14 protein-coding genes, 1 tRNA gene and 1 other RNA gene are annotated in these 14,955 nt (G+C 63.1%); 11 read left to right on the top strand and 5 right to left on the bottom strand.

What is annotated here, in order from left to right:
- Positions 1 to 25: 25 nt before the first annotated feature.
- The 6 genes from QT222_RS17065 to QT222_RS17040 all read left to right on the top strand — a co-directional run bounded on the left by QT222_RS17065 (position 26) and on the right by QT222_RS17040 (position 6,039).
- Positions 26 to 2,131 (top strand): type II secretion system F family protein, encoded by a 2,106-nt coding sequence (locus tag QT222_RS17065; protein WP_491477860.1) that lies wholly within the window; start codon positions 26 to 28, stop codon positions 2,129 to 2,131.
- 85 nt (positions 2,132 to 2,216) lie between these two features.
- Entirely contained in the window at positions 2,217 to 2,864 is a 648-nt protein-coding gene (locus QT222_RS17060) for a class I SAM-dependent methyltransferase (RefSeq protein WP_491477858.1), read from the top strand.
- Between the two features lie 130 nt (positions 2,865 to 2,994).
- A complete protein-coding gene (locus QT222_RS17055; protein ID WP_004572643.1) occupies positions 2,995 to 4,023 on the top strand; it encodes an NAD(P)/FAD-dependent oxidoreductase in 1,029 nt (342 codons plus the stop codon).
- A 122-nt stretch (positions 4,024 to 4,145) separates the two neighbouring features.
- Positions 4,146 to 5,354, top strand: a complete 1,209-nt coding sequence (locus QT222_RS17050) for a DUF4382 domain-containing protein (RefSeq protein ID WP_491477859.1) — start codon at positions 4,146 to 4,148, stop codon at positions 5,352 to 5,354.
- Positions 5,355 to 5,572: 218 nt separating this feature from the next.
- A tRNA-Gly gene (locus QT222_RS17045) sits at positions 5,573 to 5,643 on the top strand.
- 123 nt (positions 5,644 to 5,766) lie between these two features.
- Positions 5,767 to 6,039 (top strand): Sec-independent protein translocase subunit TatA/TatB, encoded by a 273-nt coding sequence (locus QT222_RS17040; RefSeq protein ID WP_491477857.1) that lies wholly within the window; start codon positions 5,767 to 5,769, stop codon positions 6,037 to 6,039.
- A gap of 171 nt (positions 6,040 to 6,210) precedes the next feature.
- Here QT222_RS17040 and ffs read toward each other — a convergent pair.
- Positions 6,211 to 6,522, bottom strand: an RNA gene (gene ffs / locus QT222_RS17035) — signal recognition particle sRNA.
- A gap of 280 nt (positions 6,523 to 6,802) precedes the next feature.
- Positions 6,803 to 7,216 carry a DUF7548 family protein gene (locus tag QT222_RS17030; protein ID WP_004572646.1) on the bottom strand — a complete coding sequence of 138 codons (414 nt, stop codon included), beginning with the start codon at positions 7,214 to 7,216 and terminating at the stop codon, positions 6,803 to 6,805.
- A 108-nt stretch (positions 7,217 to 7,324) separates the two neighbouring features.
- On the opposite strand from QT222_RS17030, the gene QT222_RS17025 reads away from it, so the two are divergent.
- From QT222_RS17025 to QT222_RS17015, 3 genes are all read left to right on the top strand, one after another.
- Entirely contained in the window at positions 7,325 to 8,476 is a 1,152-nt protein-coding gene (locus tag QT222_RS17025) for a thiolase family protein (RefSeq protein ID WP_004572647.1), read from the top strand.
- Positions 8,476 to 8,850, top strand: coding sequence for an OB-fold domain-containing protein (locus QT222_RS17020; protein WP_491477856.1), 375 nt, complete (start codon positions 8,476 to 8,478; stop codon positions 8,848 to 8,850). The genes QT222_RS17025 and QT222_RS17020 overlap by 1 nt, the downstream gene beginning before the upstream one ends.
- A gap of 89 nt (positions 8,851 to 8,939) precedes the next feature.
- A complete protein-coding gene (locus QT222_RS17015; protein WP_491477855.1) occupies positions 8,940 to 9,404 on the top strand; it encodes a hypothetical protein in 465 nt (154 codons plus the stop codon).
- Between the two features lie 3 nt (positions 9,405 to 9,407).
- Here QT222_RS17015 and QT222_RS17010 read toward each other — a convergent pair whose 3' ends face one another.
- The 3 genes from QT222_RS17010 to QT222_RS17000 all read right to left on the bottom strand — a co-directional run bounded on the left by QT222_RS17010 (position 9,408) and on the right by QT222_RS17000 (position 12,246).
- Positions 9,408 to 10,217, bottom strand: coding sequence for a DUF7547 family protein (locus QT222_RS17010; RefSeq protein ID WP_491477854.1), 810 nt, complete (start codon positions 10,215 to 10,217; stop codon positions 9,408 to 9,410).
- 69 nt (positions 10,218 to 10,286) lie between these two features.
- Positions 10,287 to 11,375: an NADH:flavin oxidoreductase/NADH oxidase gene (locus tag QT222_RS17005; RefSeq protein WP_491477853.1), complete on the bottom strand. Its 1,089-nt coding sequence runs from the start codon at positions 11,373 to 11,375 to the stop codon at positions 10,287 to 10,289.
- A gap of 106 nt (positions 11,376 to 11,481) precedes the next feature.
- Positions 11,482 to 12,246: a carbon-nitrogen hydrolase family protein gene (locus tag QT222_RS17000; protein WP_491477852.1), complete on the bottom strand. Its 765-nt coding sequence runs from the start codon at positions 12,244 to 12,246 to the stop codon at positions 11,482 to 11,484.
- Between the two features lie 150 nt (positions 12,247 to 12,396).
- On the opposite strand from QT222_RS17000, the gene QT222_RS16995 reads away from it, so the two are divergent.
- The gene (locus QT222_RS16995) at positions 12,397 to 13,659 is read left to right on the top strand and encodes a HEAT repeat domain-containing protein (protein WP_004572653.1); all 1,263 of its coding nucleotides are present in this window, start codon (positions 12,397 to 12,399) and stop codon (positions 13,657 to 13,659) included.
- A gap of 84 nt (positions 13,660 to 13,743) precedes the next feature.
- Positions 13,744 to 14,955: phospholipase D-like domain-containing protein (locus QT222_RS16990; protein WP_491477851.1), on the top strand; the 1,212-nt coding region annotated here is incomplete at its 3' end.

Raw genomic sequence — 14,955 nt, 5'->3', positions numbered from 1 at the left:
GTCGATACCAGCTCGGGTGCCTGAGATGCATCTTCTGTTGTCTCTCCTGCCGCTTGTCGCAGCAGTCTGTCTCGTACTCCCTGTGCTTCTCTCGCCAGTGAGTCAACGTGCTAACCTCCTGGTCACGCGGGTCGCCCTCCCGATTTTCGGTTTTTACGTCGCAAACGAGAGTTCTCGTCGGAGCGAACAACGGCGACGACTCAATGCGGCACACGTGAGCGCCACACACCGTGTGTACGCCTCACGAACGCTACTTATTGCGGGCGTGTTCGGTATCTCTGGGAGTATCTTCGGCGTCTACCTCGGCGCAGGCGCGTTCGAACTGCTCGCTATCTCTTCGGAGACGATTCGGCCGATGCTTCCCGGGGCACTGCAGTTCCTCAGTAACCTCACGAGTATTCAACAACTCTCAGTACGCGATTTGTTCCTCACGCTCCTATTTTCGAGTGCGACGCTCGGGACGATACTCGCACGCGGAATCTACTGGCTTCGCTGGTATTACCTCGTCGAGGTCGCCAGGACACGGTCATCCGAAATCGAGGCGACGCTGCCACGAACGGTAGCGTTTACCTTCGCGCTGTCGCGGTCCGGAATGCCGTTTCCGAAGGTGCTCGAAACGCTCGCACGCAACGAGTCGATTTACGGCGAAGCCGCCAGTGAAATCGGTATCGTCGTCCGCGACATGGACGCGTTCGGGACCGACGTCATCACCGCGCTACAGTCGATGTCGACATCGACGCCGAGTCCGAGCCTCGAAGAGTTCGGGGAGAATCTCGCGAGCGTCCTCGGCAGTGGTCGAAACCTCTCGGCGTTCCTCCGCGAGCAGTACGAGCGGTTTCAAGAACAGGCCGAAGCGCAACAACAGCAGTATCTCGAACTCCTCTCTACGTTCGCTGAAGTTTACGTTACCGTACTCGTCGCGGGACCGCTGTTTCTTATCACCATTCTCGTCGTCATCGGACTCGTCCTCACCGACACACTGACCATCATCCGAGTCATCGGCTACGTCGCGATACCACTGGCGAGTTTCGGGTTCGTCGTCTACATCGACAGCCTCACCGAGTCGCTCCGAGGGGCGATAACTGTCGATAAAGACGCCGAGATGGCGAGCGCCTCGGCACATACTCAGATACTGAGCGATGCTTCCCGACCAGCCACTGACGGCGGTGAAACTCCCGACAGATGGCAGGCAAACCGCGAACGACTCGCAGCGTACGACCGGTTCCGCTGGGTTCGACAGTGGCTCGACCGCCCGCTGGATAAACTCGGTCGACAACCTGCGATGACGCTCGTCGTCACGGTTCCGCTCGGACTTGCCTGGGTCGCGTTCCAGTCGTCGATTCCCGCCGACCCGACGATACTCGAAGCGGTCAACGCTGTCGACCAACACGTCGTGGAGGCGTTTATCGTCGCGCTGCTTGTCATCTCGCTGTTCCACGAGATTCGAAAGCGCCGGATTCGGGCGATAGAGCGGAATATGCCGGACTTTCTCGACCGTCTCGCGAGCGTCAACGAGGCCGGACTCACCGTTGTCGAGAGCCTTCGGCGCGTGGCCGCATCGGACCTCGGCCCCCTCAGCGACGAAGTCAAACGTACCTGCCGGGACATCGACTGGGGGGCGGATGTACAGACCGCCCTCCGTCGGATGGACCGCCGAACGACGAGTCCGATGATTTCGCGGTCGGTCACGCTCATCACGAATGCGATGAGTGCCAGCGGCGACCTCGGGCCAGTGCTTCGAATCGCCGCCAACGAGGCACAGGACAGTCGTCGACTCGCCCGCGAACGGAAACAGGAGATGATTACCTACCTCCTCGTCATCTACATCTCGTTTTTCGTCTTTCTCGGCATCATCGTCGCCTTGACCGTCGCGTTCATCCCGGCGGTCGAACAGGCGAGCACCGGCGCGATTGGCTCCGGAGAGGTGTCGGGCGTCTCCACGGGGGCGTTCTCCGGACTGCGCGAAGTGAAGACCGTCGCGTACACGGTACTGTTCTATCACGTCACTGCCATTCAGGGCCTCTGTTCGGGGATTATCGCCGGACAGTTAGGTGAAGGGCAAGTCGCAGACGGCGTCAAACACGCCGCGTTGCTCCTGTTTTTCACCTACGCGGTCTTCCTCGTTATCTGAGTCGGGTGCGAGGCAGAGCCGATGGCGCTCCGCCCGCGCCGACACGACCCGTGCAGTCTTTGTTTCACCGTCACGACCGACCGGCATGGACGACCCCAAAGCGGCGGTCCGCGAAACCTACGACCGCATCGCGTCGCACTTCGCGTCCACCCGCGAGTACCCCTGGCCCGAAGTCGAGTCGTTCGTCACGGAGACCACAGCAGACGGCCCCGCCGCGCGCGCGCTTGACCTCGGGTGCGGGAACGGCCGCCACGTCGAACTCCTCTCCGCGCACGCCGACGAGGTGGTCGGACTGGACGTTAGTCGTGGACTACTGGACGAAGCGACGACCCGAGCGAGCGACCGGGGCTTCGACGCGGGACTCGTGCAGGGTGACGCATCTCGACTCCCGTTCGTCGACGACGCCTTCGACATCGCCGTCTACGTCGCAACGCTGCATCACCTCACACCCCGCGAGGCGCGGGTCCGGAGTCTGAACGAACTCGCTCGCGTCCTCCGTGCCGACGGGCGCGCAGTCGTCAGCGCGTGGAGCACCGCCCACGACACCTTCGACAGGGACGAGGGCTTCGACACGACTGTCGATTGGACGCTCCCCGGCGGTGAGACAGTTCCTCGATTCTATCACATCTACGGTCCCGACGAGTTCGACGCCGACCTCGATGCGAGCGACCTCTCGGTCGTCGAATCGACAATTTCGAGCGGAAACTGTTACGCCATCGTTACCGGACGCTAAGCGCGTCCGTACGGACGTGGATGGGCCATGATAACTCCGGACGTGGATGGGCCATGATAACGTTAGGCGGCTGGATGGTTCGAGTGCACAGGTGATGTGTGCTTAAGGTAATTCCGTCGAATCGACGTATATGACCAAAACCGACGAACGGCAGGAGTACGAGGTGGTCGTCGTGGGCGGGGGACCGGCGGGATTGCAGAGCGCCCTCTACACGACGCGACTGGGTCACGACACCGCACTCGTCGACCGCGGCGGCGGCCGCGCGGCGATGATGCTCGATACCCACAACGTCATCGGCGTCACCGAAGAGCAGTCCGGAAACGAGTTCCTCGGCACGGCGCGTCAGCAACTCGAAGACTACGGGACCGAAATCCACCGCGACTTCGTGACCGACGCCGAACAACTCGACGACGGTCGGTTCCGTCTCGTCGGTAACGACGGCGAATTCGTCGCCGAGCGTGTCGTGCTCGGCGTCGGTTTCAACGACAAACGACCCGACCCGCCGCTTCCCCGCACCGGGAAGGGACTGCATTACTGTCTCCACTGTGATGCGTACATGTTCGTCGACGAGTCGGTGTACGTCATGGGACACTCCGATTCAGCGGCCTACGTCGCCATGATTATGCTCAACTTCACCGACGAGGTCGACATCCTCCTTCGCGGTGAAGACCCCTCGTGGTCGGACGAAACGGATGAACTCGTCCGTGCACATCCCGTCGACATCATCGACGAAGAGATTTCGGGCATGACGAAGCGCGACGACGGCTGGTTAGAGAGCTTCGAGTTCGAAGACGGGAGCGTCCGCGAGTACAAAGGTGGCTTCGCAATGTACGGGTCCGAGTACAACACGACGCTCTTCGACCAACTCGGTGTCGAACGCAACGACGACGGAACCGTCCCGGTGGACGACCACGGCCGGACCAGCGTCGATGGCGTCTTCGCGGTGGGCGATATCACTCCCGGTCACAACCAGATTCCGGTCGCGATGGGCAAGGGTGCGAAAGCCGGCATCGCAATCCATATGGAACTCCGTGAGTTCCCGAAGAGCCTCGATGAGATTCGCGCCGAAGGCGACGTGAGTATCAACGAGGTTCCCGGAATTTCGTCCGGACTCCTTGCCAAGGCAAAACAATTCAACCAGTCCCACGCGGACGACTAAGGCCGTAATTCGGCGAAATTCGGTGAAATTCGAGGCCGAAGAGTACCCCCCTCAAGTTCCCCCAGTCAGTATAGTCACCTGCAATGAACCGTACTGTATTTGCGACTGTTCTGATCGCACTCATGGTCGTCTTGGCCGGGTGCGCCGGTGGAGCAGGCACACTGACGGACAGCCCGCAGTCGGAGGACACGACTGAATCGACGTCGTCCGACGACACTGACAGCACAGACAGCGAGACGGGGACGATGAACTTCTACGTGAGTGACGAGCAGAATGCTATCTCTGACTTCGAGCACCTCAACGTTACTATCGAGAGTGTAACGCTCGTCCGTGCGGAAGGCGACGCCGAGAGTGACACTGCCGAAGACAGCGAGTCGGCAGACACCGAGAACGACTCGGTCGAGACCAACGCCACGGCGAATGCGACGGCAAACGCGAGCGTCGAGGTCGAGGCAACGACGAACACGTCGAACACCTCGCTCTCCACGAACGCGTCTGTCGAAGCGAACGCCGAGGGAGATGCCGACGTTGAGAACGATGCTGACGCCGAAGGAGACTCCGACGGTGCCGACTCGACAGAGGACAACACCAGCGGAAAACTCACCTACGAAGTCGACAACGTGACCGTCGACCTGACCGAACTGCAGGGCGACAACGCCAGCCTCGTCGGCGAGTACGGCGTGCCCGAGGACAACTACACCAAGGTGTTCGTCCACGTGAGCGAGGTCGACGGGACGCTCAAGACCGGCGAGCAGGTGAACATCAAGCTCCCGAGCGAAAAACTCCAACTCAACTCGGCGTTCGAGGTCGAAAGCGGGTCCTCCGTTGACTTCGTCTTCGACATCACCGCCTTCAAGGCGGGCAAAAGCGGGAAGTACATCCTCAAGCCCGTCATCAGCGAATCGGGAACGGATGTCCCGATTAAGAACGTCGACGCGGAGCAGCACGCTGACGCAGACGCTGAGGCGTCCGCCGATGCTGAGGCTGAGGCGTCCGCCGATGTCGAGGCCTCTGCTGATGCTGATGTTTCCGCCGACGCAACCGGCGAGAACGACACGACCGAAAACACAAGCGCCGAATCCGAGTCCAACCTCTCCGTGAGTTTTGACGGCGACGTCACGGCCGGAGAAAACGTGACGCTCGTCGCCACGCAGAACGGGACTCCCGTCGAGAACGCGACGGTAACCGTGAACGGCGAGGTCGTGGGAACGACTAACGCCGACGGTGAAGTGGACGTCGACATCCCCGAGACGGAAGACGGGACCGTCGTCGTCGCACACGGCGACGCTGAGACTGAGTTGGAACTCGAATTCCTCTCAGACGGGTTATAGAACACCGATAACACGGGAAAATCGGACAACATCGTCGCCCAATCGAAAAGGTAACATCCTTATTGGGGCGTCGAGAATGAGGGAATAGACGCTGGTTCGAGCGCACCGGTGTCTCGGCCGAACGAAGTGAGGTCGAGGCTCGGTGCGAACGAGCGAAGCGAGTAAGCACCGGTGTTGAGACGGACGGAGTTCGTCGATGCACGGTGCGAACAAAGTGAGCACCGGTGGTCTAATGGTAAGACATTGGCCTTCCAAGCCAATTATCTGGGTTCGATTCCCAGCCGGTGCATTCTTCGCGGACACAACCAACAAGGAGCGATGGCGATGGGTACGTCGTGAACGTGATACCGCTGTTCTCACTCACCGAATCGGACCGTCTCTCTTATCTTCCCCCCGACCCTATGCGAACGTAATGCTCAACTCCATTCCACTGTTTCCGGGACTCCCGGGCGGTCCAGAACTGCTTATCGTCCTGCTCATCGTCATCCTGCTGTTCGGCGCGAATAAGCTCCCCCAGCTCGCTCGGTCATCCGGCCAGGCGATGGGTGAGTTCCGCCGCGGACGTCAGGAAATCGAAGAGGAACTGAAGGAGGGCGTAGAAGGCGAAGAATCCGAGGAAGAAGAGGACGAGACGACCACGTCCGAGACAACCGCCACCGAGACGGAAACCGAAACAGAGAGCTAATCGTCCCGCTGCGGAGACAACCCACGTGCAGGATTTTCTATAGACTCTGAGTACCGACGCGAGCGATTGCGACGGACTGTGTATCGAAGGAATGACGCCGACTGAAGGCTCTCTCGAAGTCGTGATTCAGTCGGGAGACCCGACAGTCAGCGCGTGAAATGAAGTATGAATGGGTGGACAGCGAGGTTGCCCGGCGTTCCGACGTGGGGAATCCCGGTTGCCTCCTCCACCCCGCGATCCCTCGAGCGACGCACGTCCGATGGTCCGCTGCTCGCTTCCGCGCCTGGCGGGGTACCACCGATGAACCGCGCAAACCCTTCCCTGCGGAAGGGGTACGCGGAACCGCTGTCCCCGAAGGACGAGGTTTCTACGTTGGCTTCCGGGGCCCGCGCCGGTCTGACCGGACGCGCCCGTGTTCGGTCCCCGCTAAAGACCTATTTCGCGGGTGAAGAGCAGGGCCTAACTGCCCGACCTAGTCCACTTCCTCATTATCCACCGACTGTTAAGGGCCTTTCGACTCGCGGAGCAGAAAACCACGGGACATCGTCGGGGTGGTTCGACTCGGGAACGGGGCACAAAACCACACTCTGGTCCGGCGGCGCTCAGTCGAACGGGGTGTTCCGAAAACCGACAGCGACAGAGACAAACGAGACACCGGTCTGACGAGTGAAGAACACCGAGAGAACGATTGATTCGGTTGTAAACGTAGAGTACAGTTGAGGTGGTTGTAAACGCGGAGTACAGGGATGATTGTGAATCCGGTCTACAGGATGCTCCGAGCGTATCCGACTCCGCCGACGAGAGCGACGGCGGCGGCTCCGATGACTGTCCAGCGGTGGTAGCTGAGCCACGCGTACTGCTGCTCGAAACTGAACAGGACGGTCGGGTCGATGGAAACCGACCACAGTACGGCGAGACCGAGCATCGAAAGCGAGAGCACGACCCCGAGACCGGCGGCCGTCGCCGGGTCGGTCCGGTTCTGCCGTCCGGAGAGGAAGACGATGACTTCGAGCAATGCGAGCATCCCGACGATAGAGAGGCCGACAGGGCCGGAAGCGTAGTACGCGGCCATCTGTCCGTTGCTGGCTTCGACGGCGACGGCTGGCACCGCGACGGCAACCGCGAGGAGAATCGAACCAATAAGCCCGATAGTTGGCGCGAGACGTTCGGCGTCCATGGCCGGTGATTCGAGTGTCTGACTGATAAACGGTTTGAGACGTGGTCGCGGAGAGAGTGGCCGCTGGCGATTGGCCGGTTTTAAATCTCGGTGCGACGACGTGCGCGTATGGACCGCGTAGCGATCATCGGTGCATCGATGACCCAGTTCGGGCAGCGCGACGCGTGGATTCGCGAGTTGCTTGCCGAGGCCGGCCAAGCCGCACTCGCGGACGCCGACGTATCGCCCGACGAAATCGAGCACCTCTACGTCTCGAATATGGCGAGCGGTGAGTTCGAGGGCCAGACAGGCGTGCCGAACGCCCTCGCTCACGACCTCGCGGCGATGCCTGCGTACACCGCCCGAATCGACCAGACCTCCTCGTCCGGCGGGGCAGGCGTCTACGCCGCGTGGCAGTCGGTTGCCTCCGGTGCGTCCGACATGACGATGCTCGTCGGCGGCGAGAAGATGACCCACCGCTCGACGGCGGAGGCGACGGACGTTATCGCCTCTCTGACCCACCCGGTGGAGTACAAACACGGCGTGACGCTTCCTTCGTTTGCGGGACTCACCGCTCGACTCTACCTCGACACCTACGACGCTCCGCGGGAGTCACTCGGGAAAGTCGCCGTCAAGAACCACAAAAACGGCCTCGACAATCCCCACGCCCAGTTCCGCAAGGAAGTCGACCTCGAAACCGTTCTCGACTCGCCGGTCGTCGCCGACCCGCTTCGTCTCTACGACTTCTGTCCGATTACGGACGGTTCTGCGGCGCTCGTCTTCTGTTCCGAATCGGTCGCCCGCGAGTACACCGACGACTACGTCGTTATCTCCGGTATCGGCGGCGCGACGGACACCCACGTCGTCCACGAGCGCGCCGACCCGACCACGATGGGCGGCGTCGTCAACTCTTCCGACATTGCCTACGAGATGGCCGACCTCGAACCGGACGACATCGACGTGGCCGAACTCCACGACATGTTCACCATCCTCGAATTCCTCCAGTCCGAAGACCTCGGCTTCTTCGAGAAGGGTGAGGGCTGGAAGGCCGTCGAAGAGGGCGTCACGGACCGCGACGGCGAACTCCCCATCAACACCTCCGGCGGCCTGAAATCGAAGGGTCACCCGCTCGGCGCGTCCGGCGTCGCACAGGTGTACGAGATTTACAAGCAACTCATCGGTGACGCAGGCGACCGACAGGTCGACGCCGACATCGGTCTCGCGTGCAACGTCGGCGGCTTCGGCAACTGCGTGACCACGACCATCATGGAGTCCCAATAATGTCCGACGACACGCCCGCGATGGAGGCGTACCGCTACCCCGACGGGAGCATCACCTACCCCGGCCACCCGGTCGGTCCCGACGGCGAGGAACCGGTCGGCACCGTCGACCTGAGCGAGTACACCGCGACGGTGCTGACGTGGACGACCTCGACCGCGACGCCGCCCGGCGTCCGCCAGCCTAACACGCTCGCAATCGTCGAGTTCGACGTCGACGGCGAACCCGCCCGCGCCATCGGACAGGTCACGACCGAGGACGTAGATATCGGCGACGAGGTCGAACCCGTCTACTGCGAGGAACTCCGCGAACCCGGCGCTGGCATCCGCGAACCCGAAAGTCAAGAGTGGGACGGCTACCGGTTTAAGCCGGTCTAGACCGCGACGACGCGTTCACCGACAACACCGTCAAACGCCCCGCGTTCCGCCGGGGAAATACTGATACAAACATACCTTCTATCTCGATTATGAATCGCACGCGCAGCTACGTGTTCGCGCGCGACGCCACCGTTGCCACCGCCGTCCTCGTCGGACTGTTCGTACTCCGATACGTGCAGTTCCAACCGCTGCAGATTCCGGGGTATCTCCTCATCGTCGGCTTCGACGTTATCGAGGCGGTGTTCGGCTCCACGGGCGCGAACTACGACGTGCTGTTCGCCGCGTATCTCGTCGGCCTCGGTGTCGTCGGCGCGGGCGTCGCGCAGGTGGTCCGACAGAACTCGAAGGGGACCGACATCCACTGGTGGCGACTCGGCGCGGCGTCGGCGCTCGCACTCCTCGGCGTCGTTTCGCTGCTCTTCGCCGCGATGGTACTTTTCACGACTACTCAGCTCACACCAGTCTACGTAACGGGTGCGGCGGGGCTGGTTTTCCTCGCGCTCGCCGCATGGCTCACAGATATCTTCCGAATCGAGGTCGGGCCGGGTCAGTAACTCTCAGCGGTCGCTCGGTTCCGCGTCGTCGCCGCCGTGGCCGTCGTCACCGTCGTCACCGTCTCCTTTCACGTCGCGCTTAATCGACTCCAACTCGGCGTCGACATCTACCGTCGGCCCGTCGTCCGCCGCGGCATCGTCGCTGCTTGCGTCGGTTCCTTCTTCGGTTACGTCGATTCGGACCGGTCCTGTCTCCGCGGGTCCCGACTCTCCCGTTTCCGACCCGCGCGAGCGGGTTCGCGTTCGGTCGTCGCGCTGTTGCCACTCCGATTCGAATCGGCGTTCGTCCTCGCGCCAGCGGCGTTCGCGGGACGTGCGTTCTTCTGTCGCCTCGGAGATTCGCGCGTCGAGTTCGTCGGTCAACGAGCGGGCGCGGTCCATCACGTCGCGTGCCTCGGGATTCGACGGCATATCGGTTTCCGAGAGGGCGTTTCGAAGTTCGTCGAGGGCGCGCTCGACGCCTGAAACAGCGCTTCGTGGGACATCACGCATTCGGGCTTCCGTCTCGCTTCGGGCGTCCTCCATCGCGCGGCTCGGGTCAGAGAGGCGCATGAGGCGGCGAAGTAGTTCGAGCGAGGCAATCGTCGCTTCGAGGACGGCGATAACGGTTGGGATGGTGTACGATTCGGTGAATCGCATGACCTCGCCGAACGTCGGCGGGCGCGGCGGTTGGAAGCGGTCACCCCCCCCGCGCCTGCGGCCGCGCCGCCCGCCCGCTCGCTCCTCCCGGCGTTCGTAACCGCGTTCGTCGAGCGTGTCCCCGAGGTCATCGAGCAGGTCGAGGATGTCGTCGTCCCGTCGTCGGTCGCTCATGGCCCACGGTTGGGTCGCCGCGGGGATAAGCCTTCGAGAGCGAGAGACGAAAGGAAGGTTATGAGGTGACTACCGACGCGGGACCGCCCGACGGTACTGCGGCGGCCACTCCGTGTCGGCGTCGAGGTCTTCCGCGGCGTGGAGCGCAAAGTAGGGGTCGCGGAGGTGTTCGCGACCGACGATGGCGAGGTCGGCCCGACCGTTGCTGACGACTTCGTCGGCGTGACGGGCCGTCCGAATCCCGCCGACTGCGCCGACTCGAACGTCGGTCTCGTCGCTGATGACCTCGGCGTACGGCACCTGATAGCCGGGGCCGGTGTTCGGAATCTGTTGGTCGGGATGGGTGCCACCGGCACTCACGTCCACGAGGTCGACGCCGAGGTCGTCGAGGTCGTCTGCGAGGCGCACGGACTGTTCGAGGTCCCACGAGTCGCGGTCGTCGAGCCAATCCGTCGCCGAGATGCGGACGAACACGGGTTTGTCGTCCGGCCAGACTCCGCGGACTGTCTCGGTCACTTCACGGACGAGTCGCGTTCGGTTCTCGAACGACCCGCCGTACGCGTCCTCGCGGCGGTTCGTCACCGGTGAGAGGAACTCGTGAAGGAGGTAGCCGTGTGCGGCGTGAACTTCCGCGATTTCGAAGCCTGCGTCCAGGGCGCGCACTGCGGCCGCGCGGAAATCGTCGACGATGCCGGCGATCTCTTGGGTCGTCAGTTCGTGGAGTTCCGGCGGTTCGCCCTCGTAGGGCCACGGCACGTCACTCGGCGCGACGGTCGTCCAGCCACCGTCTTCGGGGCAGATGGGGTCGCTCCCGTCCCACGGGCGCGACTTGCTCGCCTTCCGGCCCGCATGAGCGAGTTGAATCGCCGGAACGCTCCCCATCGACTCGACGAACGAAGAGATACGTTCGAGCGACTCTACGTGCTCGTCGCTCCAGATTCCGAGGTCGTGCGGCGAGATACGCCCTTCCGGCGAGACGGCCGTCGCCTCGGTCATCACGATACCCGCACCGCCGACGGCGCGGCTGCCGAGATGGACGAGGTGCCAGTCGTTGGCAAAGCCGTCAGTCGAAGAGTACTGACACATCGGCGAAACCATGACGCGGTTCGGGACCACCGTCTCCCGGAATGAAAGCGGACTAAAGAGCGTATCCGTCATCGAGCGTGGTTGGCTATCGCCGGCAAAACCCCCCTCGCTTCCGGTGATGTGGTCCGGTTTCCCCCGACGCGCCCGTGTCGTGGGCGTGTCGAGGCGTCGCGCTCAGCTATTCGACCGACCCGACGAACTGCCGCTGTTCTTCGAGCACGCCGCGGTCGAGCGTCCACACGAGGTCTCGTTCGTCACGGTTCAGCGCCGCCGCAACGGCCCCATCGGGTCTGACGACGAGTGAACGACCGGCGTACTCGGTCTGGTCCGACCCGGGAAGCGTGCCGGTTCCGGTTCGGTTTGCACCGACGAGCCATCGGACCCCGTCCAGCGCGCGGGCGCGACAGAGCAGTCGCCAGTTCTGAGAGTGCGCGGCTGGCCACGCCCCGACGACGAACAGTGCGTCGACGCGCTCGTCGGTCAAGGCGGCGCTATCGGCGACGAAGTTCAGGTCGTAGCAGGTAAGCAGTCCCGTCTTGCCCGCTTCCGTGTCCACGATGACGAAGTCGTCGCTGGGTGTGACGACTGCGGACTCGTCACCCCAGAGGTGGCGCTTTCGGTAGACGGACGTCGACCCGTCGGGCCGAACGTAGGCCGCGGCGTTGTACAACGACTCACCGTCCTGTTCGAGGTAGCCCGCGAGTACATCGAACTCGTTGTCGGCAGCGACGCTCGCGAGGAAGTCGGTCGCGTGGACACGTGAGACGGCACCGCTGAAGGCGCGGTTATCGGCAACGAAGCCAGTAAGCGCGTACTCGGGGAACAACGCGATATCGACGTTGTCCGGGAGGTTGGCTGCGCGTTCCCGTATCGTCTTTTCGTTCTGTTCCGCGTCGAGGTCGGAGACCGAAAGTTGCGGAACGGCGACGGTGGGACCTATCACAACCCGAGAAACGGAGGCACAACGAAAAATACCTCGGCATAGAGGCAACGGGAGGCGTGACATAGGGGCAACGGTGGACGTGGGCGGTCTCACGCGGATGCGCGAAGCGAAGGGAAACGCTCTTTTTACAGACGGACGGACTTCCGGCATATGAGTGACGGGGACGACGATACGACAGAACTCTCGCCCGAGAGCTTCGACGAGCGCCTGAACGAGGCCGAAGCGGCTCTCGAAGCGGCTGAAACCGAAGCCGACCTCGACGATGTCGAGGCGACGCTCGACGAGATAGACGCGGATATCGAGTCCGCGGAGCTTCCCGAGCCGGACGACGAAGACGAAGAGAGCATCGAAGAAGAACTCTCCTCGCGTCTGTCCGACCTCCGCGATGACCTCGAATCACAGCGCGGTCCGTACGCCGAAGAGGCCATCGAGACGCTCGAAGACGCGAAGTCGACCATCACCGACACCCGATGGACCGAGCAGGGCGACGGTGAAATCGTCGCCGCCGTCGAGTCGTTCACCGATGACTTCAACGGCGTGCTCGACTCGTCCGTCTCCGTCGACGGCGAAGCCGAGGACGACCTCACCGCCGCCATCGACGACGCCGTTTCGACCATCGAATCGGCCGGTCTCGACGCCGACGACGACGCGGAGACCATCGCGGACCTCATCGACGTCGCCGACAGTCTGGCCGACGACCTCGACGACGCAGAGGAATGGGACGACCTCGAAACCCGCGAGAAGCTTCAGGTACAGGGCTTCTACGACGTTCTCGGCCACTACAAGGACTACCCGCCGGAGCTCTCCGCGCTCAAGGAACACGAAAAGCGCGGCAACGTCGAGATGATTGCTCTCGCCTTCGATAGCTTCCAGTCCGACTTCATGCAGGAGTACTGCATCGAGGCCTTCACGCGCATGAACGACGACCGCGCCTACGAGACCATCGAGGGGCAGGCCAAGCGCCGCGACAAGGGCGTCATCAAAGCCATCGGCAAGATGGCGGCCGAAGAGGGCGTCGAGATGCTCGTCGACTACGTCGATAGCGACAACGACCCGGCGCTCCAGAAGGTCGTCTTCAAAGCGCTCGGCGAAATCGGCTCCGAGGAAGCAACCCAGCCCATCGCTAACAAGCTCGTCACCGAGAACGAAAACGTCCGGTCGGCCGCCGCCCGCGCGCTCGGTCTTCTCGGCGACACGCGCGCCGTCGAACCGCTCGCGGACGTACTCGAAGACGATGACGTTGATTCCGTACGCGCCAGCGCCGCGTGGGCACTCCGACAGGTCGGCACGGAAAGTGCACTCGAAGCGGCCGCCGGATACGTCGACGACCGCTCGTACCTCGTCCAGCGCGAGGCCGAACTCGCCGCCGACTTCCTCGGCGAGGGCAAATCCGAGCCGGAAGCGACCGTCTAAGACGACCCTTCTTTTCGGAATTCGTCCCACGCGGCCGACCGTAGCCGCGAACGTTTTTGTAGCAACACGGGACCACCACACGGTGTGTCCCACCGGTTCGTCCTCGTCGTTCTCGTATTCATCGCTGTCGGAGCAACGCCGATGGCGGCCGCGGGGTCGACGGACGCCCAGTTCGTATCTGCGCTTCCAGACCCGACAACACCGGGCGACGAAGGCGAGTTCGTCACTGTTCGTGCCCCCGAGGGGACGACGGTCTCTCTCGACGACGGTGAAGAGCGCATCTCGTTCGTCGCTCCCGGCGGCCGCGTCGCCGTCGCCTCGAATCCAGCCGCCGCGTCGAATCTGACGAACCAGACAGTCGTCTCGCCCGGACTCGACCTCGCAAACGGCGGTGAGACGGTTACACTCCGCGTCGATGGCCGCGTCGTCGACCGACTCACGTACGAACGAAGCCACGAGGGCGCACTGCTCGAACGACACGACGGCGCGTGGTCGTGGTGGCCTCGAACGCTTCCCCGACGGAGCGTCAGAACCCATAGCTCCGTGAACGCGACACTCTTCGTCCTCCCAGACTCACCGTCAGTCCCGCTGAAGACGCTCCGCGACGCAAACGAACGACTCCTCCTCGCGGGATATGTCGTCTCTTCACCCCGGGTCGCGGACGAACTCATCGCCGCACACGAGCGCGGCGTCCGCGTCGAGGTGCTCGTCGAGGACGGTCCGGTCGGCGGCTTCCCTCGCCGGTCGGCGCGCGTGCTCGATAGACTCGCAACCGCGGGTGTTTCCGTTCGCGTCGTCGGCGACCCGCACTCGTTTCATCACGCGAAGTACGCCATCGCAGACGACACCGCGCTCGTCACAACCGAGAACTGGAAGGCTGCCGGGACGGGTGGGGAGAAAAGTCGCGGCTGGGGGACCGTCGTGGAATCTCCGAGCGTCGCGTCTGACCTCGCGGCGACGTTCAGCGATGACTCGGGGCTACCCGACACGCGCCCGTGGGAGACCTTCCGCCTCGGACGGCAGTTCGTCGTCACCGAATCCGCGAACGGGTCGTATCCCTCGCGCGTCGCCACACAACGGGTTCGCGTCCGAAACGTCTCGGTTCTTCTCGCGCCCGACAACGCGGAGGGGGCGGTCGTCCAGCAGCTCGATGCCGCCGAGGACCGAATCGACGTGATACAACCCACCGTCGAAGCCGACGGCCCGTTCGTCGTCGCGCTCAAGCGAGCGGCAAAACGTGGCGTTCGCGTCCGCTTGCTCCTCGGGAGTGCGTGGTACGTCGACGACGAAAACCGT

The sequence above is a fragment of the Haloferax sp. s1 genome (genome assembly GCF_058382125.1).
The sequence above is the reverse complement of the archived record's forward strand: the minus strand, read 5'-3'. Positions and strand labels throughout refer to the sequence as shown.

Excerpts from the sequence above, each read along its gene's own strand:
- QT222_RS17065 (WP_491477860.1), top strand. The coding sequence starts at position 26 with ATGCATCTTCTGTTGTCTCTCCTGCCGCTTGTCGCAGCAGTCTGTCTC.
- QT222_RS17050 (WP_491477859.1), top strand. The coding sequence starts at position 4,146 with ATGGTCGTCTTGGCCGGGTGCGCCGGTGGAGCAGGCACACTGACGGAC.
- QT222_RS17015 (WP_491477855.1), top strand. The coding sequence starts at position 8,940 with ATGAATCGCACGCGCAGCTACGTGTTCGCGCGCGACGCCACCGTTGCC.
- QT222_RS17040 (WP_491477857.1), top strand. The coding sequence starts at position 5,767 with ATGCTCAACTCCATTCCACTGTTTCCGGGACTCCCGGGCGGTCCAGAA.
- QT222_RS17020 (WP_491477856.1), top strand. The coding sequence starts at position 8,476 with ATGTCCGACGACACGCCCGCGATGGAGGCGTACCGCTACCCCGACGGG.
- QT222_RS17030 (WP_004572646.1), bottom strand. The coding sequence starts at position 7,216 with ATGGACGCCGAACGTCTCGCGCCAACTATCGGGCTTATTGGTTCGATT.
- QT222_RS17055 (WP_004572643.1), top strand. The coding sequence starts at position 2,995 with ATGACCAAAACCGACGAACGGCAGGAGTACGAGGTGGTCGTCGTGGGC.
- QT222_RS17010 (WP_491477854.1), bottom strand. The coding sequence starts at position 10,217 with ATGAGCGACCGACGACGGGACGACGACATCCTCGACCTGCTCGATGAC.
- QT222_RS17025 (WP_004572647.1), top strand. The coding sequence starts at position 7,325 with ATGGACCGCGTAGCGATCATCGGTGCATCGATGACCCAGTTCGGGCAG.
- QT222_RS16995 (WP_004572653.1), top strand. The coding sequence starts at position 12,397 with ATGAGTGACGGGGACGACGATACGACAGAACTCTCGCCCGAGAGCTTC.
- QT222_RS17005 (WP_491477853.1), bottom strand. The coding sequence starts at position 11,375 with ATGACGGATACGCTCTTTAGTCCGCTTTCATTCCGGGAGACGGTGGTC.
- QT222_RS17060 (WP_491477858.1), top strand. The coding sequence starts at position 2,217 with ATGGACGACCCCAAAGCGGCGGTCCGCGAAACCTACGACCGCATCGCG.